Annotated in this window: 23 protein-coding genes and 1 pseudogene; 10 read left to right on the forward strand and 14 right to left on the reverse strand. The window is 71.4% G+C overall.

Features of this window, described 5'->3' with window-relative positions:
- Window positions 1-3 precede the first annotated feature (3 nt).
- From ACFHWU_RS06545 to thrS, 5 genes are all read right to left on the reverse strand, one after another.
- Entirely contained in the window at window positions 4-561 is a 558-nt protein-coding gene (locus tag ACFHWU_RS06545; protein ID WP_416590073.1) for a hypothetical protein, read from the reverse strand.
- Complete coding sequence (locus ACFHWU_RS06550; RefSeq protein ID WP_416557125.1) at window positions 561-815, reverse strand: NmrA family NAD(P)-binding protein; 255 nt, start codon at window positions 813-815, stop codon at window positions 561-563. Before ACFHWU_RS06550 ends, ACFHWU_RS06545 begins: the two co-directional genes overlap by 1 nt.
- Window positions 816-923: 108 nt before the next feature.
- Window positions 924-1,298, reverse strand: coding sequence for a TetR-like C-terminal domain-containing protein (locus ACFHWU_RS06555; RefSeq protein WP_416590074.1), 375 nt, complete (start codon window positions 1,296-1,298; stop codon window positions 924-926).
- The gene (locus ACFHWU_RS06560; RefSeq protein ID WP_416590096.1) at window positions 1,283-1,759 is read right to left on the reverse strand and encodes an HIT family protein; all 477 of its coding nucleotides are present in this window, start codon (window positions 1,757-1,759) and stop codon (window positions 1,283-1,285) included. The genes ACFHWU_RS06555 and ACFHWU_RS06560 overlap by 16 nt, the downstream gene beginning before the upstream one ends.
- A gap of 115 nt (window positions 1,760-1,874) precedes the next feature.
- On the reverse strand, window positions 1,875-3,932 hold the full coding sequence (gene thrS / locus ACFHWU_RS06565; protein WP_416590075.1) for a threonine--tRNA ligase: 2,058 nt from the start codon (window positions 3,930-3,932) through the stop codon (window positions 1,875-1,877).
- Window positions 3,933-4,122: 190 nt separating this feature from the next.
- Here thrS and ACFHWU_RS06570 point away from each other — a divergent pair, with 190 nt between their 5' ends.
- The 4 genes from ACFHWU_RS06570 to ACFHWU_RS06585 all read left to right on the forward strand — a co-directional run bounded on the left by ACFHWU_RS06570 (window position 4,123) and on the right by ACFHWU_RS06585 (window position 7,958).
- A complete protein-coding gene (locus ACFHWU_RS06570; protein ID WP_416557122.1) occupies window positions 4,123-5,265 on the forward strand; it encodes a class I SAM-dependent methyltransferase in 1,143 nt (380 codons plus the stop codon).
- Between the two features lie 124 nt (window positions 5,266-5,389).
- A complete protein-coding gene (locus ACFHWU_RS06575) occupies window positions 5,390-6,079 on the forward strand; it encodes a response regulator transcription factor (protein WP_123601096.1) in 690 nt (229 codons plus the stop codon).
- A gap of 29 nt (window positions 6,080-6,108) precedes the next feature.
- Complete coding sequence (locus ACFHWU_RS06580; protein WP_416557121.1) at window positions 6,109-7,500, forward strand: HAMP domain-containing sensor histidine kinase; 1,392 nt, start codon at window positions 6,109-6,111, stop codon at window positions 7,498-7,500.
- A 236-nt stretch (window positions 7,501-7,736) separates the two neighbouring features.
- Window positions 7,737-7,958, forward strand: coding sequence for a hypothetical protein (locus tag ACFHWU_RS06585; RefSeq protein ID WP_416557120.1), 222 nt, complete (start codon window positions 7,737-7,739; stop codon window positions 7,956-7,958).
- An 18-nt stretch (window positions 7,959-7,976) separates the two neighbouring features.
- On the opposite strand, the gene ACFHWU_RS06590 is transcribed toward ACFHWU_RS06585, so the two are convergent.
- Window positions 7,977-8,990: an adenosine deaminase gene (locus tag ACFHWU_RS06590; RefSeq protein WP_416557138.1), complete on the reverse strand. Its 1,014-nt coding sequence runs from the start codon at window positions 8,988-8,990 to the stop codon at window positions 7,977-7,979.
- 144 nt (window positions 8,991-9,134) lie between these two features.
- Here ACFHWU_RS06590 and ACFHWU_RS06595 point away from each other — a divergent pair, with 144 nt between their 5' ends.
- Window positions 9,135-10,118, forward strand: coding sequence for an aldo/keto reductase (locus tag ACFHWU_RS06595; RefSeq protein ID WP_416557119.1), 984 nt, complete (start codon window positions 9,135-9,137; stop codon window positions 10,116-10,118).
- Window positions 10,119-10,262: 144 nt separating this feature from the next.
- On the opposite strand, the gene ACFHWU_RS06600 is transcribed toward ACFHWU_RS06595, so the two are convergent.
- The 7 genes from ACFHWU_RS06600 to ACFHWU_RS06630 form a co-directional block, all read right to left on the reverse strand.
- Entirely contained in the window at window positions 10,263-10,466 is a 204-nt protein-coding gene (locus ACFHWU_RS06600; RefSeq protein WP_007075740.1) for a cold-shock protein, read from the reverse strand.
- A gap of 293 nt (window positions 10,467-10,759) precedes the next feature.
- A complete protein-coding gene (locus ACFHWU_RS06605; protein WP_123601092.1) occupies window positions 10,760-11,032 on the reverse strand; it encodes a DUF4235 domain-containing protein in 273 nt (90 codons plus the stop codon).
- Window positions 11,029-11,337: a DUF3618 domain-containing protein gene (locus ACFHWU_RS06610; protein ID WP_416557118.1), complete on the reverse strand. Its 309-nt coding sequence runs from the start codon at window positions 11,335-11,337 to the stop codon at window positions 11,029-11,031. The genes ACFHWU_RS06605 and ACFHWU_RS06610 overlap by 4 nt, the downstream gene beginning before the upstream one ends.
- Complete coding sequence (locus ACFHWU_RS06615) at window positions 11,334-11,756, reverse strand: phage holin family protein (RefSeq protein ID WP_416557117.1); 423 nt, start codon at window positions 11,754-11,756, stop codon at window positions 11,334-11,336. The genes ACFHWU_RS06610 and ACFHWU_RS06615 overlap by 4 nt, the downstream gene beginning before the upstream one ends.
- 50 nt (window positions 11,757-11,806) lie before the next feature.
- The gene (locus ACFHWU_RS06620; protein WP_416557116.1) at window positions 11,807-13,060 is read right to left on the reverse strand and encodes a mechanosensitive ion channel family protein; all 1,254 of its coding nucleotides are present in this window, start codon (window positions 13,058-13,060) and stop codon (window positions 11,807-11,809) included.
- An 85-nt stretch (window positions 13,061-13,145) separates the two neighbouring features.
- Window positions 13,146-13,967: a DUF1206 domain-containing protein gene (locus tag ACFHWU_RS06625; protein ID WP_416590076.1), complete on the reverse strand. Its 822-nt coding sequence runs from the start codon at window positions 13,965-13,967 to the stop codon at window positions 13,146-13,148.
- Between the two features lie 51 nt (window positions 13,968-14,018).
- Complete coding sequence (locus tag ACFHWU_RS06630; protein WP_416557137.1) at window positions 14,019-14,345, reverse strand: hypothetical protein; 327 nt, start codon at window positions 14,343-14,345, stop codon at window positions 14,019-14,021.
- Between the two features lie 239 nt (window positions 14,346-14,584).
- Here ACFHWU_RS06630 and ACFHWU_RS06635 point away from each other — a divergent pair, with 239 nt between their 5' ends.
- Window positions 14,585-14,869, forward strand: coding sequence for a GNAT family N-acetyltransferase (locus tag ACFHWU_RS06635; protein ID WP_416557114.1), 285 nt, complete (start codon window positions 14,585-14,587; stop codon window positions 14,867-14,869).
- A complete protein-coding gene (locus ACFHWU_RS06640; protein WP_416590077.1) occupies window positions 14,862-15,956 on the forward strand; it encodes a PQQ-dependent sugar dehydrogenase in 1,095 nt (364 codons plus the stop codon). The genes ACFHWU_RS06635 and ACFHWU_RS06640 overlap by 8 nt, the downstream gene beginning before the upstream one ends.
- Window positions 15,957-16,310: 354 nt before the next feature.
- Here ACFHWU_RS06640 and ACFHWU_RS06645 read toward each other — a convergent pair.
- Window positions 16,311-17,675 (reverse strand): annotated as a pseudogene (locus ACFHWU_RS06645) (glycoside hydrolase family 3 protein); the annotation flags it as partial.
- A gap of 137 nt (window positions 17,676-17,812) precedes the next feature.
- Here ACFHWU_RS06645 and ACFHWU_RS06650 point away from each other — a divergent pair.
- The 3 genes from ACFHWU_RS06650 (at window position 17,813) to ACFHWU_RS06660 (ending at window position 20,232) form a co-directional block, all read left to right on the forward strand.
- Entirely contained in the window at window positions 17,813-17,947 is a 135-nt protein-coding gene (locus ACFHWU_RS06650; RefSeq protein ID WP_416590078.1) for a hypothetical protein, read from the forward strand.
- An 88-nt stretch (window positions 17,948-18,035) separates the two neighbouring features.
- The gene (locus ACFHWU_RS06655) at window positions 18,036-19,673 is read left to right on the forward strand and encodes a RecQ family ATP-dependent DNA helicase (protein ID WP_416590079.1); all 1,638 of its coding nucleotides are present in this window, start codon (window positions 18,036-18,038) and stop codon (window positions 19,671-19,673) included.
- 55 nt (window positions 19,674-19,728) lie between these two features.
- The gene (locus ACFHWU_RS06660; RefSeq protein ID WP_416557111.1) at window positions 19,729-20,232 is read left to right on the forward strand and encodes a hypothetical protein; all 504 of its coding nucleotides are present in this window, start codon (window positions 19,729-19,731) and stop codon (window positions 20,230-20,232) included.
- Window positions 20,233-20,327: the final 95 nt, after the last annotated feature.

Raw genomic sequence — 20,327 nt, forward strand, 5'->3', positions numbered from 1 at the left:
CCCTCAGCTTCCGGTCCGGCTGCTGTGGACGAGGCTGCGTCCGGTGTCGACGACAGTGTCCTCTGCCGGCCGCGGAGTCCAGCCGAAGGTCTCGCGGGCGGCGTCGGTGCAGACCGGGCGACGCACCCCCAGGTTGCCGACCATTGCCCGCAGCTGCGGGACGAACGGGGCCAGAATCCGCGCCAGTGTCGATGGCATCGCCCGGATGGAGACCTTCGCTGCGTCCGCGCCGAGCCGGCGGCGCAGGATCGCGGCGATATCCCGCAACGACAGCAGGTCGCCGCTGGCGGCGAGGTAGCGGTGCCCGGCGCTTCCGGCGTCAGCATGGCGGCCCTGCAGGTCTGCGAGGTCCCGCACATCGACCGGGGACACCCACAGGTCGGGAACGCGCGGCATCCGGCCGGACAGCATCGCCTGGATGATGCCGACCGAGGGAGGGATGGTCTTGGACTTGATGTACGGGTCGATACCCGGCGCGTCGGGATCCGTCCAGTCCTGTTCGGTGAAGGGACGGTCCGGCGGTTGCTGGCCATAGCCGACCGCCCCAAACGACGACGTCATCACCACCCGATGTACTCCTGCGTCGCGGGCGGCCCGCAACACTCTGAGCGTGCCGTCGCGGGCCGGCACGACCAGATCGTTTCGGCGGTCACCACCTCGATGGAGTCGTCGCCGACGGTGCGGCGTAGCTCGGGGGTCCGGGCCGGCGAGCGTACGGTTGTCCGGACCTGGAAGTTGCGGGCCAGGGCACTTCGGATCACGTACGAGGCGACGAAGCCGGTGCCACCGGTGACCAGGATACGGTTTGTTGACATCGAGGTTCCCCAATCTTGACAGCGCGAATCAACGATCACGGACCGTGATCGCTCGGAACAGGCAACGAGCTCGTCGGATGACCTGGGCCAGACGGCGCGGGAGCCTACTCAGCCGCGCGTCGCGCTCAGCAGCGGCAGAAGGACCTCATCGACGATTCGGGCGGCCAGGCCGGGCCGGTGACCGAGGTAGAGCTGGCCGGCCAGCAACGGACCGAGAAGGATCTGGTCCACCAGATCGAGGACCGGGTTGTCCGGGCCGATCCGCCCGGCGTCGACGTGTCGCTGCAGCATCCGACGCATCGCCTGGATCTGCGGCTCGATCATGAGCTCGCGGAGGGCGAGCATCAGCTCGGGATTGAGCAACACGTCCCGGGCCAGACCCGTCATGGCCGCGTCGTGCGAGTCCCTGATTCGGGCCGCGTCGCTGGCTATCGTCGCCAGTGCCAGCAGGTCGCCGGACGCCCCTGTCAGGTCGCCGGCCACGCCCCGCTGAACAGGTCGCGGGTGTCGGCGAGCAGCTGCGGCAGCACCTTGGTACGGCCGATCACCGGCATAAAGTTGGCGTCCCCGCCCCACCGGGGCACCACGTGCTGGTGCAGATGGGCGGCGATGCCGGCACCGGCGACCCCACCCTGGTTCATCCCGATGTTGAAGCCGTGCGCGCTGCTCACGGCGCGGATCACCCGCATCGCGGTCTGGGTGAACTCGGCCAGCTCGGTGGTCTCGGCCCGGTCCAGCTCCGGGTAGTCGGCGACGTGCCGGTAGGGGCAGATCAGCAGGTGACCGGGGTTGTACGGGTAGAGGTTGAGCACGGCGAAGACCCGCTCGCCCCGGGCCACCACCAGGCTCTGCTCGGCCGGTCGGCCCGGGGCCAGGCAGAACGGGCAGCCGGTCGGCGAGTCGTAGCCGCCGTCGGGCCGGTCCGCACCGGAGATGTACGCCATCCGGTGCGGTGTCCAGAGTCGTTCCAGGCCATCCGGCCCGGGTTGTCCGGTCGTGCCAGTCACCCCGTGATCGTACGGGCTCGGCCCGACCGGACCCACCCGACAGCGACCCGGCTCACTGCCCGGCGGGCCCCAGTTGACCCTCGGACACCGGCTGACCGCCGGACACGGTCGCGGTCGGGTTGACGTTGGTCCGGGACCGCACCACGTCGACGACGTGGGCCACCGCTTCGACCAATGGCACCCCGTTACGCTGCGAACCGTCGCGGTAGCGGAAGGAGACGGTCCCGGCCGACACGTCGGCGTCACCGGCGATCGCCATGAACGGCACCTTCTGCTGCTGGGCGGTGCGGATCTTCTTCTGCATCCGGTCGTCGGAGAAGTCCACCTCGGCCCGGATGCCCTCGGCCCGCAGCATGGCAACGAACTCGGCCAGGTAGTCGCCGTGGTCGGTGCGGATCGGGATGCCGATCACCTGCACCGGCGCCAGCCAGGCCGGGAACGCGCCGGCGTAGTGCTCGGTGAGGATGCCGAAGAACCGCTCGATCGACCCGAACAACGCCCGGTGGATCATCATCGGCTGCTGCCGGGTGCCGTCGGCGGCCTGGTACTCCAGGCCGAACCGCTTCGGCTGGTTGAAGTCCAGCTGAATGGTGGACATCTGCCAGGTCCGGCCGATCGCGTCACGGGCCTGCACCGAGATCTTCGGGCCGTAGAAGGCCGCGCCGCCCGGGTCGGGCACCAGCTCCAGCCCCGAGTCGATCGCCGCCTGCCGCAGGGTCTCGGTGGCGTCGGCCCACTCGGCCGGGTCGCCGATGAACTTGTCCGAGTCGTCGCGGGTGGACAGCTCCAGGTAGAAGTCGTCGAGTCCGTAGTCGCGCAGCAGGTCGAGCACGAAGGCGAGCAGCGAGCGCAGCTCACCGGGCATCTGCTCCCGGGTGCAGTAGATGTGCGAGTCGTCCATGGTCAACCCGCGCACCCGGGTCAGCCCGTGCACCACGCCGGACTTCTCGTACCGGTAGACGGTGCCGAACTCGAACAGCCGCAGCGGCAGCTCCCGGTACGACCGTCCCCGCGACCGGAAGATCAGGTTGTGCATCGGGCAGTTCATCGCCTTGAGGTAGTACTGCGCGCCTTCCATCTCCGCCGGCGGAAACATGGTGTCGGAGTAGTACGGCAGGTGCCCCGAGGTCTCGAACAGCTGGGACTTGCTGATGTGCGGGGAGTAGACGAACTCGTACCCGGCCTGCTCGTGCCTGCGACGCGAGTAGTCCTCCATTTCCCGACGGATGATGCCGCCCTTGGGGTGGAACACCGCCAGCCCGGAGCCGATCTCGTCCGGGAAGCTGAACAGGTCGAGGTCCGCGCCGAGCTTGCGGTGATCGCGGCGGGCGGCCTCGTCGAGCAGCTTCAGGTACGCCTTGAGCGCGTCCCGGGTCGGCCAGGCGGTGCCGTAGATCCGCTGCAGCTGCGGGTTGCGCTCGGATCCCCGCCAGTACGCCGCCGCGCTGCGCATCAGCTTGACCGCGCCGATCAGCCGGGTGGACGGCAGGTGCGGGCCCCGGCACAGGTCCGACCAGCAGGTCTCGCCCGAGGTCGGGTCGAGGTTGTCGTAGATGGTCAGCTCGCCGCCGCCGACCTCCATCACCTCGCTGGCGTCGAAGTCGGCGGTGCCCTTGACGTCGACCAGTTCCAGTTTGTACGGCTCGTCGGCGAGTTCCGCCCGGGCCGCGTCGAGGTCGGCGAACCGCCGTCGCCGGAACCGCTGCCCGGACTTGATGATCTCCTGCATCCGCTTTTCCAGCTTGTCGAGGTCCTCGGGCTGGAATGGCCGGGCGACGTCGAAGTCGTAGTAGAAGCCGTTGGTGATCGGCGGGCCGATACCCAGTTTGGCCTCCGGAAACAAGTCCTGCACCGCCTGGGCGAGCACGTGCGCGGTGGAGTGGCGCAGCACGGCGAGCCCGTCCGGGGATCCCAGGGCGACCGGCTCGACGCCGGTGTCGGCCTCCGGTGACCAGTCCAGGTCACGCAGGGTGCCGTCGGGGTCGCGGACCACGACGATCGCCTTCGGGCCGTTCACCGGCAGACCGGCGGCGGCGATCGCGTCCGCGGCCGTGGTCCCGACCGGGACCACGACGGGTTCGGCCTGGGGACTGGCTGCGCTTGCGGACACGACGGGCTCCTCACGGTCGGTGGATCGGTGCGTACGGTGAATCGGTGGTCCGGCACGGGTCGGCGACGACGCTCCGGTGACCGGGGCGGGCCCGGCCGGCCATGATGCTATCGCCCCCCGTCGGTGTGACCGGGTGTCGGTCCTGTTGCAACGCCTGACGTCGACCCGGTTTCGGCGTTAGATTGACGCCGTGGCTGCCACCGACATGGTCGGCGCTCTGCGGCGCCGATACGACTCATTTTTCGCCAGCCGGCGGCCGGTGCCGTTCGCCGTACTGGACGTCGCCGGGATGGAGCACCGCTTCGGCTCAGGCGATCCGCAGTTCACCATCGCCGTACGCCACCCCCGTGGCGCCCGGGCGCTGGCCGCGTTGGACCAGTTCGCGGTCGCCGTGGCGTACCTGCAGGGTTGGCTGGATGTTGAGGGTGACCTGTCCGCCGCGCTGCGGATGCGGGCGTTCTTCACTGATCTGCATCCGGTCGCCCGGTTCTCCGGCGTGTTCACCGGGCTGCTGCGCGGCCGGCGGGAGGACGACCGGCGGGCGATTTCCCAACACTACGACTCGGAGTCGGAGTTCTTTCTGACCTTCCTCGACAACCGGCACCGCTGCTACACGGAGGGCGTGTTCGCCGCCGACGACGAGCCGCTCGAGGACGCCATGACCCGCAAGATGGACCTGGCACTGGAGGCGATCGGGGTCAAGCCGGGTGACCGGGTGCTGGAGGTGGGCGGCGGCTGGGGTGCGTTCGCCGAACACGCGGCCCGGCAGGGCATCGAGGTGACCACCACGACCCTGTCGCGGGAGTCGGAGCGCTACCTCGTCGACCTGTTCGAGCGGGAGCAGCTCGACGTACGGGTGGTGCGGCAGCACATCTTCGGCTTCACCGACGAGCGTCGCTACGACGCGATCGTCAACATGGGGGTGACCGAGCACCTGCCGGACTACCGCCGCAGCCTGCGCAAGTACGCGGAGCTGCTCAGGCCCGGCGGGCGGGTCTACCTCGACGCGCTGGCGATGCGGCGCAAGCACGTCGCGTCGGCGTTCATGAAGCGCTACATCTATCCGGGCCGGTCGGCGCCGCTGCTGCTGCACCAGTACCTGCGGCACGTGGCCCGCTCCCCGTTCGAGCTGTGCAGCATCGCCGACGACCGGCACAACTACTACCTGACCTGCCGGGAATGGGCCCGGCGGCTGGACGCGGCCCGGGACGAGGTGGTGCAGCGCTGGGGGGAGCCGATGTACCGGCGGTTCCGGATCTTCCTGTGGGGGTCGGCGGCCGGCTTCGACACCGGGCTGGTGCAGGCGTACCGCTGGGTGTTGCGGCTGCCCTGAGCCATCGTCGGCGGCGACCGACCCAGCGATCGTCGTCGACGGGACCGTGACGTACGTCGGACTGCGCCGCCGTGCGCGGTGACCGCGGTCACCGCCGACTTGCCAGGGGCAGTACGGTCGTGAGGTGGCTACGGTGCTCCTGGTCGAAGACGACCACGTTGTGCGCGGCGCCATGTTGCGCTCGCTTGCCGACCGCGGGCACGCGGTCCATGCGGTCGGCACCGCCCTGGACGCGTTACGCCGGGTCGCTGCGGAAACCCCCGACCTGGTGGTTCTCGACCTGGGTCTGCCGGATCTGGACGGGTCGGACGCGTTGCGGATGCTGCGCGGCATCACCGACGTGCCGATCATCATCGCCACCGCCCGCGACGACGAGCAGGCAATTGTCCGGCTGCTGCGGGCCGGGGCCGACGACTACATGGTCAAGCCGTTCACCGGTGCGCATCTGGACGCCCGGATCACCACGGTGCTGCGCCGGGCCGGCCGGGCGAGCCGGTCGGTGCCGCCCGCCGTGCATCAGGTGGGTGGGCTACGGGTTGACGTCGGCGAACGCAGCGCCACCCTGGACGGCGAGGCCCTGGCGCTGACCCGCAAGGAGTTCGACCTGCTGGCCTATCTGGCCGCCCGCCCAGGTCGGGTAGTGTCCCGCCGGGAGCTGTTGGAGGAGGTATGGCGGCAGCCGTCGGTCGGCGAGGACCAGACCATCGACGTGCATCTTTACTGGCTTCGCCGCAAAATGGGCGAATCCGCAGCGAAGCCGCGCTACCTGCGCACCGTGCGGGGGGTCGGCTTCCGGCTGGTGGTACCGGACTGAGGTTGGCACTGGCCTACCTCGGGGCCGGCATGGCATCGATCATCGCGTTGGTCTTCCTGATCCCGCTCGGCCTGCAGCTGCAGCGGGAGACCCGGGAGCAGGCACTGGCCGAGGCGGCCCGGCGTGCCGCGGTGGTGCGCGGCGCGTTGGCGGTCAGCAACGACCCGGAAGGGGTCCGCCGGGCCGTGGCCGGTCTCGGCGAGAGCGCCGACCGGCAGCCGGTGGTGCACGGGCTCGACCTGGCCGGCACCGTACGCGCGACCAGCCAGCAGGTCACCGAGGCCGCCGCCGACACCGGGCCGACGGTGGTGGCGACCGACGGCGGGGTGCTGCACCTGGAGCCGGTCACGGTCGGTGACGCGGTCACCGTCGTCGAGGTCTTCGTCGCCGACGGCGAGCTCAACCGGGGTGCGGCCGGCACCTGGCTGCTGCTGGTCGGCATCGCCGCAGGTTTGGTCGTCTGCTCGGTCATCGTCGTGGACCGGATCGCCGCGCGCGCCGTCGCCGCGGCGAAAGGGCTGGTCGCCGCGGCGATGGCGGTCGGTGACGGGGATCTGGCGGTGCGCATTCAGCCGGACGGGCCACGCGAGCTGGCCGAGGCCGGGTACGCGTTCAACCGGATGGCGGACCGGCTGGTCACCTCCCGGACCGACGAACGTGAACTCGTCGCCGACCTGTCCCACCGGCTACGCACCCCGCTGACCGTGCTGCGGCTGGACGCAGACGCGCTCGACTCCGACGACACCAGCGTCGGCTCGTTCAGCGAGGCCGAGCTGGACCGGCGGCGAACGATCCGCCGGATCCGTCAGGCGATCGTCACCCTGGAGGGCGAGGTCGACGTTCTGATCAACACGACCCGCAAGACGGTCACCCAGGAGGTCGGCCAGGGCAGCTGCGACGTCGCCGAGGTGGTCCGCGACCGGATGGTCTTCTGGTCGGCGTTGGCCGGCGACCAGAACCGGCCGTACGACGTGATCGGCGCGCAGCTGCGGACCCCGGTGCCGGTGCCTCGGGCCGAGCTGGCGGCCGCGCTCGACGCGGTGCTCGGCAACGTGTTCCGGTACACGCCGCAGGGCACCGCGTTCGAGGTGGCGGTGTCCCGCCGGGACGGGTACGTAGCGATCCGGGTCGACGACGCCGGGCCGGGCATCGCCAACCCGGACCGGGCGCTACGGCGCGGGGCCAGCGACCAGGGCTCCACCGGACTCGGCCTGGACATCGCCCGCCGGGTGGCGTTGCAAGCGAACGGGTCGGTCAGCCTGGACCGGGCCCGGCTCGGTGGGGCGAGCGTGGTGATGCTGCTCGCCGATGCCGAGGCCGCCCCGCCCCGCCCGGTAAGCCGGTTCGGGCTGGTCGGCCGGCTGGCCCGGGAACGCGACCGGGAGCGGGGCCGCACCCGTCGCCGGCCGACGCCGCGCTGACCGGCAGGTCACGGCCGGGTCTTTGCCGGCACAAGTATTCCTTAGGTCTGGGTTAACGTCGTTCCGCGCGCCCCGCGCCGGATGGCATCATCTGCTCCGAACCCATCGGCGTTCCTGGACGACTCACCCGCAGTACCGTCCCGAATCCCCGGTCCAGGGACGCTTGCGCGCGGCGGGGCCCGGTCCCCAACACCGGTGTCCCGCCGCGCGCCCACCCTGGATAGAGGCAGGTCGACGTGTCACCGTCAGCCGCTGCGCCACCGCCGGCCGCTGAGCCACCGCCGGTTACACACGCCGTCGGGGCACCACCAGCTGGGTCACCCACCGTCGACGAGGACGGAGCCACGCCGATCACCGCGCGGCAGGTGCTGCGCTGGGTGGCGATGATCGCCGCGCTGGTGGTCGTGGTCCTCGCCTGCTGGCAGGACCCGAGCTACGCGACCTGCGCCAGTAGATAGCCCGGCGCAGGCGGCAGCTCAGCCGGCCGACGCTAGGTAGCCGTCGATCTCGTCCCGCAGCCGCCGCTGCTCGGTGGCGGGCAGGAACGAGGCGGTCACCGCGTCGCGGGCCAGGCCGGCGAGTTGCTGCGGGCCGGCCTGCAGCAGGGACGCGGCCACCACGTACTCCTGGTTGAGGCTGGTGCCGAACATTGGTGGGTCGTCGGAGTTGATCGTCACCAGCAGGCCGGCAGCGACCATGTCGGCGAGCGGGTGCGCGGACAGTTGCGGCACCGCACCGGTGCGCAGGTTCGACGTCGGGCACACCTCCAGCGGAATCCGCCGCTCCGCCAGGAACGCCACCAGATCCGGGTCCCGCAAGCTGGACGTGCCGTGGCCAATCCGTTCGGCGCCCAGCTCGCGCAGCGCGTCCCATACCGTCTCCGGCCCGGTGGTCTCGCCGGCGTGCGGCACCGAATGCAGCCCAGCCGCCCGGGCCTGGTCGAAGTACGGCTTGAACTGGGGCCGGGGGACGCCGATCTCCGGCCCACCCAGACCGAAACTGATCAAACCGTCCGGGGCCTCGTCGAGGCAGATCCGCAGCGTCTCCTCCGCCGCCGGCAGCCCCGCCTCCCCCGGTATGTCGAAACACCAGCGCAGCTCGATGCCGAAGTCGGCGCGGGCCCGTCGCCGGGCGTCCTCGATCGCCGCGCAGAACGCGGGCGCGGGAATGCCGCGCCGCACGTGCGAGTACGGCGTCACCGTCAGTTCGGCGTACCGGACCTGCTGGGCGGCCAACTCGCGGGCCACCTCGTGGGTGAGCACCCAGACGTCCTCGTCGTCGCGAATCAGATCGACCACACTCAGGTAGATCTCGACGAAGTGGGCGAAGTCGCGGAACACGAAGTAGTCGGCCAACGCGGCCTCGTCGGCGGGGACCGGGGACCGCCCCTCGTGCCGCTGGGCCAGCTCGGCGACGATCCGCGGCGACGCCGACCCGACGTGGTGCACGTGCAACTCGACCTTCGGCAGCCCGGCGATGAAGTCCGACAGTACTGGCGGAGCCTCCGACAGCGTGGGCGGAGACGACGGTTGCTGGCTCACCGTGGCGTTCGACCTCCTCAGGGAAACGGACATCCCCGGCGGGGGCCCGGCTGCGCCGAGCGTACCGTTCGGGCGGTCGTCTAGGCTCGCCAGGTGGACAAGCGTACGTTTCCGCGGCTCGGCCGCACGGTAGGGGCGATCGGTCTGGGTGCCTGGCAGCTCGGCGCCGACTGGGGGACGGTCACTGAGGACGAGGCGGCGGCGACAATCACCGCCGCCGTCGAGGCCGGCACCACCTTCCTGGACACCGCCGACGTGTACGGCGACGGCCGCAGCGAACGGATCATCGGCCGGTTTCTGCGGGAGTTGGCCGGCGACGATCTGTTCGTCGCCACCAAGATGGGGCGCCGGGTGGCACAGGAGCCGTCGGCGTACGTGCTGGACAACTTCCGGGCCTGGACCGACCGGTCCCGGGCGAACCTCGGGGTGGACCGCCTCGACCTGGTCCAGCTGCACTGCCCGCCGACCGAGGTGCTGCGCACCGACGCGGTCTACGACGCACTGGACTCCCTCGTCGCCGAGCAGCGGATCGCCGCGTACGGCGTGAGCGTGGAGACGGTCGACGAGGCACTGGCCGCGATCGCCCGGCCGGGCGTGGCCAGCGTGCAGATCATCCTCAACGCGTTGCGGCTCAAGCCGCTGGAGCGGGTGCTGCCGGCCGCTGCCGCCGCCGGGGTCGGGATCATCGCCCGGGTGCCGCTGGCCAGTGGCCTGCTCTCCGGCCGGTACGACGAGAACACCCGGTTCGCCGACGACGACCACCGCACCTTCAATCGGGACGGCTCGGCATTCGACGTCGGTGAGACGTTCTCCGGGGTCGATTTCCACACCGGGTTGGCCGCCGTGCGTCGGCTCGCCCCACTGGTACCACCGCAGGCCACCATGGCCCAGTTCGCGCTGCGCTGGATCCTGGACCAGCCCGGGGTGACGGTTGCGATCCCCGGTGCCCGCAATCCCGCCCAGGCGCAGGGGAACGCGGCGGCCGCAGCGCTCACCCCGCTGGACGACGCCGCCCAGCGGACGGTGCGGGAGGTCTACGACGACCTGATCCGGCCGCAGGTGCACCACCGGTGGTGACCCGCCGCCCGGCGCTGCGCACGAGCCGCGGCCCAGTCGCGCACGAGCGAGGGCCCCGTTGTTCCGGCCGGAACAACGGGGCCCTCGTCACGACCTTCGCGGGTCGGTGCCAGCCCGGACGCCGGACGGCACCGGCGACCGAGGTCAGATCGGGCGGACCTGCTCGGCCTGCGGACCCTTCTGGCCCTGGGCGATCTCGAACTCGACCCGCTGGTTCTCCTCCAGCGTGCGGTAGCCGCTGGTCTGGATGGCCGAGAAGTGGACGAACACGTCAGCACCCCCGCCGTCGACGGTGATGAAGCCGAAGCCCTTGTCTGCGTTGAACCACTTCACGGTTCCCTGCGCCATGTGTATCTCCTTCTGAAACTGGCGGCCAAGCACGCCGTGCGGCCGGTTGGCCGTTTTCGAGCAGCGGCGCCTGAGGTGGCCCCCGGTGAAGGAGGACTTCTCTCAACCCACGCTGTCTCGCAACAGCGTGGACAGCAAACCACGTACGCAAAAACTTCGCACAGCCTACCTGACGAACGTCTCCGACATGTGACCTGAGACGCCGTTCACGCCCTCGTGGCGTGCCCGAATCTGGTCGTCACCCGGGCCCGGTCCGGCCGGGCCATCGCATGCCTGACCAGCTGCGACGGCGCTCACGACGGCCAACGGCCGGTGAGCCGGCGCACCCCGGTTGCACCGCCGCGGTCCACAGCGGCCCGGACGACTGAGAAGATCGCCCCCTGCAGCGCGGCCGCGGCCAGCACCTCGCCCCAACCACGCTCCTCGTCGATGGCATTGGGTGCCTCGTCGTCGCCTGCGGCGAGCTTCCAGACCTGCCGGAATATCGCCCCGGCCAGGGCACCCGCCGCCAGGCCGAGCACCAGTCCGACCGGCCGGTAGGCCAACTTGTTGACTGGTTTGCTCACCCGCGTCTCCCTCTCCTCGTCAACCACACCAGTACCACCGTCACCACCGTGCCGGCCACCACCAGGGCCGGGACCGCGACGGTACGCCGGTCGGGCCGGCCCGCCGTGGCCGCCGCCTGACGGGCCGAATCTCGCAGCCGCAGCCGGGCCCGGTCGGCCCCCAGCCGCAACCGGCTCTTCACGTCGGTCTTAGCGGCCAGCGCCTGCACCGTCTGGCCCAGTTCGGCCCGGGTCTGCCGGATCTCGGCCCGGAGCAGGTCGAGATCGCCGGTGCCGTCACCGGACCTGCCGTTGTGCGACGTCACGACTGTCGCCCCCGTTTCATCGCCGCGCCGACCACCGTCACATCCGCCCGTACGCTGTCCGCCGCCACCGTCGGCACCGGTGGCGCCGCCTGACGGACCTGCCGTCGCCCGGCAAGTGCCAGCGCGCCCGCGACCAGGAACAGCAGCACCGCGACGGCCAGGGCAGCCAGCCACGGCGGCCAGGCCTGGGCGAGCAGCAGTACGCCGGCGGCGATCAGCACACCGAGTCCGTAGAGCGCGACGACCCCGCCACCGCCGAACAGCCCGATACCAAGTCCGGCGTGCTTGCCTTTTTCGGTCAGTTCGGCACGGGCGAGCGCGATCTCGTCGCGTACCAGTCGCGATATCTGCTCACCGGCCTGTTGTACGAGTTCTGCGGTGGACCGCTCGGCGGGCGGCCGGTGCAAAGTGTCGGCCATGCTGCCTCCTTTCCCGCTGTTCTCCGCTGTATGCCCGGCCCGGAGCTCGATCAATCCTGCTGGCGGCGATCAGCAACGGCGGGTTCCTCCGGGCCGACGAAGACCGAGGCACGGGCGTCGCCCTCGGCGTCACCGCCGAACAGCCGGGCGTCGTCGGGCACCTCGTGCCCGCCGGCAGCGGTGGTCATGACGGGCGCGACCGGGTGACGGCCGTTGCGCTGCCCGCCGGTGACCGACCGGCGCCGCACGTCCAGCCAGTCCAGCAAACTGTCCCCGTCGCCGACCTCGGCCCGCCACCGGGGCAGCGCGGTCGGTCGGTGTTCGCGGACCCAACTGACCAGGTGTTCGCGGACCTGGCACCGCAGATCCCACAGACTCGGCGAGTCAGCGGCGCTGACCAGTGCCCGCAGGCGGATCGTGCCGCCGGTCGCCTCGGTCACCTGCAGTACACACACCCGGCCGTCCCACAGGTCAGTTCCCTCCACCAGTCGGCGCAGTTCCTCGCGCATAACCTGGACGGGGACCGACCAGTCCAGGTCAAACTCGGCGGTGCCGAGCACCGCGGCCCTGGTCCGGGTCCAGTTCTGGAACGGCGTGGTGGTGAAGTACGAGGTGGGCAGGATCAGCCGCCGGTGGTCCCAGATGTGCACCACCACGTAGCTGAGCGTCAACTCCTCGATCCGGCCCCACTCGCCCTCGACCACCACGACGTCGTCGATGCGCACCGCGTCGCTGAAGGCCAGCTGCAGGCCGGCGATGACGTTGCTCAGCAGGCTCTGCGCGGCCAGCGCGCCGACCACACCGATCACTCCGGCGGAGGCGAGCAGGCTCGCGCCGACACCGCGTACGGCCGGGAAGGTCATCAGCATCACCCCGACGGTGAGGATGACGATCACCGCGATGGTGACCCGGCGCAGCATCACCACCTGGGTGTGCAGCCGGCGGGCGTGCCGGTTGTCCGGCACGTCGGTGCGGAACCGGGCCAGCGTGGTGTCCTCCATGGCCAGCAGCAGCGCCCCGACCAGCCAGGCACACGCCGCGATCATCGCGAGGACCAGCAGGTGCAAGGTGGTACGCCGCCACGGCTCACCGACCGCGTAACCGGTCGAGCAACGGAGCGCGAGCTGAATGGCCGTCACGGTCGCGGCCACCAGCGTCGCCCGGTGCGCGTGGGTCGAGACCTCGGCGAGCAGTACGGAACGTCGGCCGAGACGCCGGACGACCCGGTGACCGATCGCCGCCACGGTCACCGCGAGCAGCGCCGCCGCGACCGTGACGAGCACCGTCCAGACAACCGGATGCACGAAATAGTCCTCCTTCACATCGCCATCAACAGTGACAAAACGTCAATGATGCCGGGCGAAGGCGGGTCCTGCCATGGGCGGTATGTCACACCTTGCGGTAGTGGGACTGAGCGAAGCAGTAGACGCCGAAGGCCGCGAAGCCGGCCGCCACCAGTACCAACAGGACAGACCCGAACGCCTGCTCGCGCAGGGTGTGCAGGGCTGCGTCCAGGCCCCGGGCCTGCTCCGGGTCGAACTGGACGGCAGCAGTCACCACCAGTGCCCCGGCGGTGCCGTAGGCGATGCCCTTGGCAACGTAGCCGGCCGTACCCAGCCGACAGACGACCGCCCGCACCCGGGCACTCATCGCCCCGGTCCGCAGCTGCTCGGCGAACCGCCGGGTGACGCCGTTGACGACCATTCCGACACCGATGCCGACCACCACCACGCCGACGAACCCGACCAGCCACCGACCGCCGGGAGCGGACATCACCCGTTCGCTCAGCACCTGCTGCTGGTTGGCGGTGTCGGCGTTGGCGTCACGGAACACCTGGATGGCGGTCCAGGCGAAGGACAGGTAGACCACGGTCCGACCGACCGACAGGACCCGCTCGAACGTCCGCTTGTTGCCCCGCTCGGTACGGTGCCCCACGGCGGCCTCGATGCCCTGCCACACCGCCATTGCGGCCAACCCGACCGCGACGGCGATCAGCAGCACCCCGCCGAGCGGCTGCGCGGCGAGGGTACGCAACGCGCCGGACTGGTCCCCGTCAGCGGCCGGGCGGCCGAAGGCGATCTGCAACGCCAGCCAGGCCACCAGCAGGTGGACCAGGCCGTACCCGAGGAAACCGGCTCTGGCGAGCAGCTCCAACGATCGACTGTTACCAACCTGATGAGCGGTGCGCTGCGCATCCCTGGTGTTCGGCATGGCGCTCCATATGACCGGTCAGCGCCACCGCCAAACGTGCCCGACCGGTGGTCAGCCCAGCTGCCGGGCGACCCGGATCGCCACCTGCGAGTCGGTCACCCGCTCGAGACTCACGTCGAATCCGCCGACCTCGGTGGCCTGCTCGCCGACGGTCAGGGTGACCTGCTCGCCGGCTACCTCGACAGTGACCCGGTCGCCCTCGGCCCCGATCAACCGGGCCTCGACGCCGAGAAAACTGGCGCTGGCCTCGATTCCTCGGGAGAAAGTCACCGTGCAGGCGTCCAGCCCACAGTCAGTGCTGGCGCCCTCGGAGCTGCAACCGGCGAGCAGCGCCGCGCCGAACAGCAACCCGGCGGACAGACCGGCGGCGCGGGAGATGGCGCCGACCCGCCGGCCGGATCTGGTGGATCGGGAGACGCGGGAAGCCGATGACAGCAGGGGTGCGGTGGTCACCGGACAAGCGTACTTGGCGCTCGTGACGGTGCCCCGGAGCATTGGCCCGCCGCCGCCCTGCCGCCGCGCCCGCCGGCGGGCCGACGGTTAGGCTCGAAGCCGTGCCGGCCTGCCGATGAGTCGGCCTTGACCATGTCGGCCCCTGACTGAGGAGGTGTCCGACCGTGACAGTGCTGGTGGAGGACAACCCGGCGCGGAACCGGTTTGAGATCCTGATCGACGACGGCCTGGCCGGGTTCGCCAGCTACCGGCCGGGCCCGGCGGCGGTGACCGTGACGCACACCGAGATCGATCCCGCGTACCGGGGGCGGGGTGCCGGTGACGCCCTCGCCCACGGCCTGCTCAGCGAGCTCCGCGACCGGGGCGAACGGGTGGTTCCTCAGTGCTCGTTCATCGCCGCGTACATCGACCGGCATCCGGAGTTCGCAGGGCTGGTCGCCGGTGACTGAGCGGCGCTGGCCCGGCACGGCGCGTACGGCGGTCGCGGTGGTCGGCGTGCTCGTGCTGGCCGCCACGGTGGTGGCGACGGGCGGCTGGCTCGGCTGGTTCAGCGACCCGACGATCTCCGACGCGCCCGAGGCGTCGGCCGACGTCGACGTCGTCGCGACCGGACTCGCCGCGCCGTGGGACCTCGCGTTCCTCCCGGACGGTACCGCACTGGTGACGGAGCGGGACACCGCCCGGTTGCTGACCGTGGACGCGCAGGGCAGCACCCGGGAGATCACCCGGGTCGACGAGGTCGTCCCGGACGGGGAGGGCGGCCTGCTCGGCGTGGCGGTGTCCCCGCAGTACGCCGCCGACGGCTGGGTCTACCTCTACTACACGGGAGCCGGTGACAACCGGGTCGTTCGGTTCCGGCTCGGGCCCGACGGCCCGACGACGCCCCCTGAGCCGGTGCTGACCGGGATTCCCCGGGCGCCCACCCACAACGGCGGCCGGATCGCTTTCGGTCCGGACGGGATGCTGTACGTCGGCACCGGTGACGCCGGCGAGCGGGGAGCCGCGCAGGACCCAACCGGGCTGGCCGGCAAGATTCTTCGGGTGCGGCCGGACGGCACCGTCCCGGCGGACAACCCGCTTGCGGGATCACCGGTGTTCAGTTTCGGCCACCGCAACGTGCAGGGCCTGGCCTGGGATCCGGCCGGGCAGCTGTACGCCAGTGAGTTCGGGCAGAACCGGCACGACGAACTGAACCGGATCGAGCCCGGCGGCAACTACGGCTGGCCGGAAGTCGAGGGGGTGGCCGACCGGGCGGAGTTCATCGATCCGGTGGCCACCTGGGCCCCCCGGGACGCCTCCCCCAGCGGTCTCGCCCACCACCAGGGCCGGCTGTGGCTGGCGTGTCTGCGTGGCCAGCGGCTGTACCGGGTAGCCCCGGACGGCACCGACGCCGAGACGTTGCTCAGTGGCGAGTACGGCCGGCTGCGGCACGCGGCGGTGGCGCCGGACGGCAGCCTGTGGGTGCTCACCTCGAATCGGGACGGGCGTGGTTCACCCACCGGCGACGACGACCGGATCCTGCGGATCAGCGGCTGACCGGTCCGCCGTAGGCTCCGGCTCGGTCGGGCCGGGCAGCACCGTCGGGCCTGATGCCGTCGGACCCGACCCGGTCGGACCCGGGGTGCCGGTCCTGGCCACCGGCGTCTGCCAACCGGCCAGCCGCTCGGCGGCGGCCCGGCTGTTCGCCCAGCTCGCCCCGTAGGTCGACAGGTGGACGTCACCGGCGACCCGCACCGGTACCCCCATCTCGACCACGACGGCGTCGGGTCGGACGGCGAGCGCGCGATCGACCGCCACCGACATCCACCGATGCCGGTGCAGGTCGCGGACCACCAGCACGAGGGCGTGGTGACGGGCGGCGAGCAGCGCGGTGTCCAGCGGCTCAACCGGTCGACCAGGAACGCCGGCTGCCGTTGACGGACCCGCCGATGCGTCAAGATCCCGCTCGGTCAGTCGAACGGTGAGCGTCCCGGGCCGCAGCGTGGCCAGGGCCTGGCCGATACCCCACGGGGTCTCGGCCCCGGTGGCGATGTTGTGCGGCGGCACGAACTCCACCACGTACGCGGGTCGGGTCAGCGGCAGCCGGGTCGCGGTCCGGATCCGCAGCGCGCGCCGGGCTGCGGCGAGCCCGACGGCGGACCGCACCGGACCGGTCGACGGGCCGGCGGACGCCAGCGTGGCGGACCTGCTGCCGCCCGGTACGGGTCTGTTGCCACCCGGTTCGGGTCCGTTGCCGTCCGGTCGTCGGTGGTACCGCACCGACCACTCCGCCAGTTGCCGGATCCGCTCCGCCGCCTCGGCCAGCCGCTGGGTTGGCAACTGTCCGGTGACGACCGCGTCGACGATCCCGTCGGTCAGTCGCCGGACAGTCTCCTCGTCGGCGTGTTCGCCGCCCACGCAGACGGCGTCAACGCCGGCGGCGAGCGCCCGGACGGTCGCGCCGGCCAGTCCGAAGCGCCGGGTCACCGCCCGCATCTCGATTCCGTCGGTGATCACCGCGCCGGTGAACCCGAGCCGGTCCCGCAGCAGGTCGACCAGGACCGCACGGCTGAGGGTGGCCAGGTTGACCGGGTCGATCGCCGGAACGAGCAGGTGTCCGGTCATGATCGTCCGGGTGCCGGCGGCGATGGCGGCCCGGAACGGGGTCAGCTCCACCGCGTCCAGCCGGATCCGGTCGGCGTCGATGCGCGGTACGGCGGCGTGCGAGTCCACGTTGGTGTCGCCGTGTCCGGGGAAGTGTTTGGCGCAGGCGGCGACTCCGGCGTCCTGCAGCCCGCGGATCCAGGCGGCCGTGTGCCGGGCCACCAGGTGCGGATCGTCGCCGAACGCGCGTACCCCGATTACCGGGTTGTCCGGATTGGAGTTGACGTCGGCAACTGGGGCGTAGTTGACGGTGACTCCCGCGCCGGCCAGCTCCAGACCGAGATCGTGGGCGACCCGCCGGGTCAGTTCCGGGTCGTCGACCGCACCGAGGGCCAGGTTGCCGGGTCGGGAGCTGCCGTGTCCGGATTCGATCCGGGTCACGTCACCCGCTTCCTCGTCGATGGCGACCAGCACGTCCGGCCGTTCGGCGCGCAGCGCGGCGGTGAGCGCGGCGACCTGTTCGGGGTCGCGGACGTTCCGGGCGAACAGCACCACGGCACCCAACCCGTCGGCCACCCACCGGCGCACCCAGTCCGGTGCGCTGGTGCCGATGAACCCGGGCTGCAGCACGGTGACCGCCATCCGCCGCACACTGGGACTGGAATCGACCATGCGGCTCATGTTCACATCACGGACAGTTTTAGTCAATAAACCTTTCTATTAACCGGACCCGCGCTGCGGCCTCGACGCCGGTCCCGCCGTACGGCACGGTCTGTCGCCGGGCGGCCCCGGTGTGGCACAGTGCGTAAGTGGTTCCGTTCATCCAGTACGCCGCCGAGGAGACCAGCTGGCAGGACCTCCCCGGTGTCCAGGTGGTCGGTGCCGTCCTCGGTGTCCTGCTCCTGCTCGCCGCGCTACGGGCGATGTTCGGCAAAGGGCGGTGAGCGGAAACGGTGAGACCGGGTCGGCCGACGGTCACCGGGGCGGCTGACCCGTTTGGCCGTGGTCCGCGCCGGGTAACCACGACTTCCGATGGAGCTGCCCCTGCATTCACCCCGACTGCGCCGTGCGGCACGCCAACGCTTCGGCTGGTCGGCGTTGCGGCCCGGTCAACTCGGCGCGATGCGGGCCCTGCTGAAGGGCCGCGACGCCCTGGTGGTGCTGCCCACCGGCGCCGGGAAATCGGCCGTGTACCAGATCCCGGCCACCATGCTGGCCGGCCCGACCGTGGTGATCTCTCCGCTGCTCTCGTTGCAGCAGGACCAGATCGCCGCACTCAATCAACGCGGCCAGGCCGAGCTGCGGGCGGTCCGGATCAGCTCCGCGGAGAGCCCGGCCCAGCGACGGGCGGCGCTCGACGACATTCGTGCGGGTCGGGCCCGGTTCCTGTTCACCACACCGGAACAGCTGTGCGACCCGGACCGGCTGGCCGAGGTACGGCGGTTGTCCCCGGCGCTGGTCGCGGTCGACGAGGCGCACTGCGTCTCGGCCTGGGGGCACGACTTCCGACCCGACTACCTGGCCGTCGGACACCTGGTGGAGCAGTTGGGCCGCCCTGCGGTGGTGGCGCTGACCGCCACCGCCTCGCCGCCGGTCCGCGACGACATCGTCCACCGGCTCGGGCTCACCGACCCGCACCTGGTGGTGGCCGGACTGGACCGGGGCAACCTGTTCCTTGAGGTGGCCCACTGCCCGACCGAGGACTACCGGTGGCGCCGGCTGGTCGCCCTGCTCGACGCCGAACAGCCGCCCGGCATCGTCTACGTGCCGACCCGGCGGGCCGCGACGGACCTGGCCGGTCAGCTCGCGGCCGCCGGCTACCCGGCCCGCTGCTACCACGCCGGTATGTCGGCCACCGCCCGGCAGCAGCTGCACGGCGAGTTCCTCGCCGGGCAGGTGCCGGTCATGGTGGCGACGTCCGCGTTCGGCATGGGCATCGACAAACCGGACGTACGGTGGGTGGCGCACACCGCGCTGCCGGACTCGCCCGACAGCTATCTGCAGGAGATCGGGCGCGGCGGCCGGGACGGCCGGTCGGCCCGCGCGCTGCTGTTGTGGCGGGCCGAGGACATCGGTCTGCAGCGGTACTTCACCACCAGCCCGCCCGACCACGACGAGTTGCGCGACGTCGCCGAGGTGCTGGACACCAAGCCGGCCACCCGCGCCGAGCTGCGCCGCCGCACCGGGCTCGGTGCCCGCAAACTGAGCCAACTGCTCGCCCTGTTGGAGGAGGTGGGCGCGGCCCGTACCGTCGCCGGCACCCAGACCGTCCGTCCGTTCTACGCGCCGGACCCGACGCGGGCCGCCGCCGCCGCGGTGGCAGCGGCCGGACGTCGCCAGACCGTGCAGCGCTCCCGTACCGACATGATGCGGGCCTTCGCCGAGGCGACCGGTTGCCGCACCCGGGCGCTGCTCACCTACTTCGGGGAGCATGTGGCGGACGTCTGTGGCCATTGCGACAGTTGCCACGCCGGGACCAGCACCGCCGACGACGGCGCCGCCGGCCCGTTCCCGGTGCACAGTATGGTGCGACACGCGGAATGGGGGGCCGGCCTGGTACTCGGGTACGAACAGGACCGGATGACGGTCCTCTTCGACGGTGTCGGCTACAAGACGTTGTCGGTGCCGGTGGTCAGCGACCAGGGTCTGCTGGCCGCCGAGCAGCGCTGAGGATCGCCACCGTCGGACACCGGTCCGGCGGGCAGCAGGTTGAAAGGGGCAAAGCGTGACGGAACTGCCGGTGTACACCGAACTCGGGTTCTCCGACGAGGAATGGGGACTGCTGGTCGGGCTGCCGCAGGCGGTGCTGAACGCGGCCAGCGCGGCCGAGTCCGACGGTGGACGGCGGACCCGGGCGGAGAACGCCGCCGGGCTGGAGACGATCAGCGCCGGGCGGGAGTCGGCCAGCCCGCTGGTCGCCGCGGTCGCCGGGGAACTGGTCAGCCGGGTCGGCGATCCGGAGACCGGCGAGGAACTGCCGGTGATCGAACCGGCCGACCCCCGGGCGCTGATCGCCGACGTGCTGGCCCGGGCGGGTACGGCGGCCCGACTGCTCGCCGACCGGGTGGATGACGGCGAGGCCGGGGCGTACAAGCACTGGCTGGTCGGCATCGCCGAACAGGTGGTCGGCGCCGCAAGCACCGGCGGGATGCTGGGCATCGGCGGCGAGACGGTGACCGAGTCGGAGCGGCGGTTCCGCGACCGGCTCGCCCACGTACTCAACGACTGAGTGGGAGGCTCCGGTGTGCGGGCGGTTGACCACCGCCAGTACGGTCTGGAACCGCGGGCCGCACCGGCCCGGTGGCCACCCCTCTCCCGGGAGCA

Source organism: Micromonospora sp. LOL_015, assembly GCF_048060275.1.
In the GTDB taxonomy this organism is placed as follows: domain Bacteria; phylum Actinomycetota; class Actinomycetes; order Mycobacteriales; family Micromonosporaceae; genus Micromonospora_E.

Bases quoted from the DNA above. Each gene is read 5' to 3' on its own strand.
- ACFHWU_RS06545 (WP_416590073.1), bottom strand. From the start codon at position 561: ATGACGTCGTCGTTTGGGGCGGTCGGCTATGGCCAGCAACCGCCGGAC.
- ACFHWU_RS06550 (WP_416557125.1), bottom strand. From the start codon at position 815: ATGTCAACAAACCGTATCCTGGTCACCGGTGGCACCGGCTTCGTCGCC.
- ACFHWU_RS06560 (WP_416590096.1), bottom strand. From the start codon at position 1,759: ATGGCGTACATCTCCGGTGCGGACCGGCCCGACGGCGGCTACGACTCG.
- ACFHWU_RS06580 (WP_416557121.1), top strand. From the start codon at position 6,109: ATGGCATCGATCATCGCGTTGGTCTTCCTGATCCCGCTCGGCCTGCAG.
- ACFHWU_RS06600 (WP_007075740.1), bottom strand. From the start codon at position 10,466: ATGGCGCAGGGAACCGTGAAGTGGTTCAACGCAGACAAGGGCTTCGGC.
- ACFHWU_RS06615 (WP_416557117.1), bottom strand. From the start codon at position 11,756: ATGGCCGACACTTTGCACCGGCCGCCCGCCGAGCGGTCCACCGCAGAA.
- ACFHWU_RS06625 (WP_416590076.1), bottom strand. From the start codon at position 13,967: ATGCCGAACACCAGGGATGCGCAGCGCACCGCTCATCAGGTTGGTAAC.
- ACFHWU_RS06655 (WP_416590079.1), top strand. From the start codon at position 18,036: ATGGAGCTGCCCCTGCATTCACCCCGACTGCGCCGTGCGGCACGCCAA.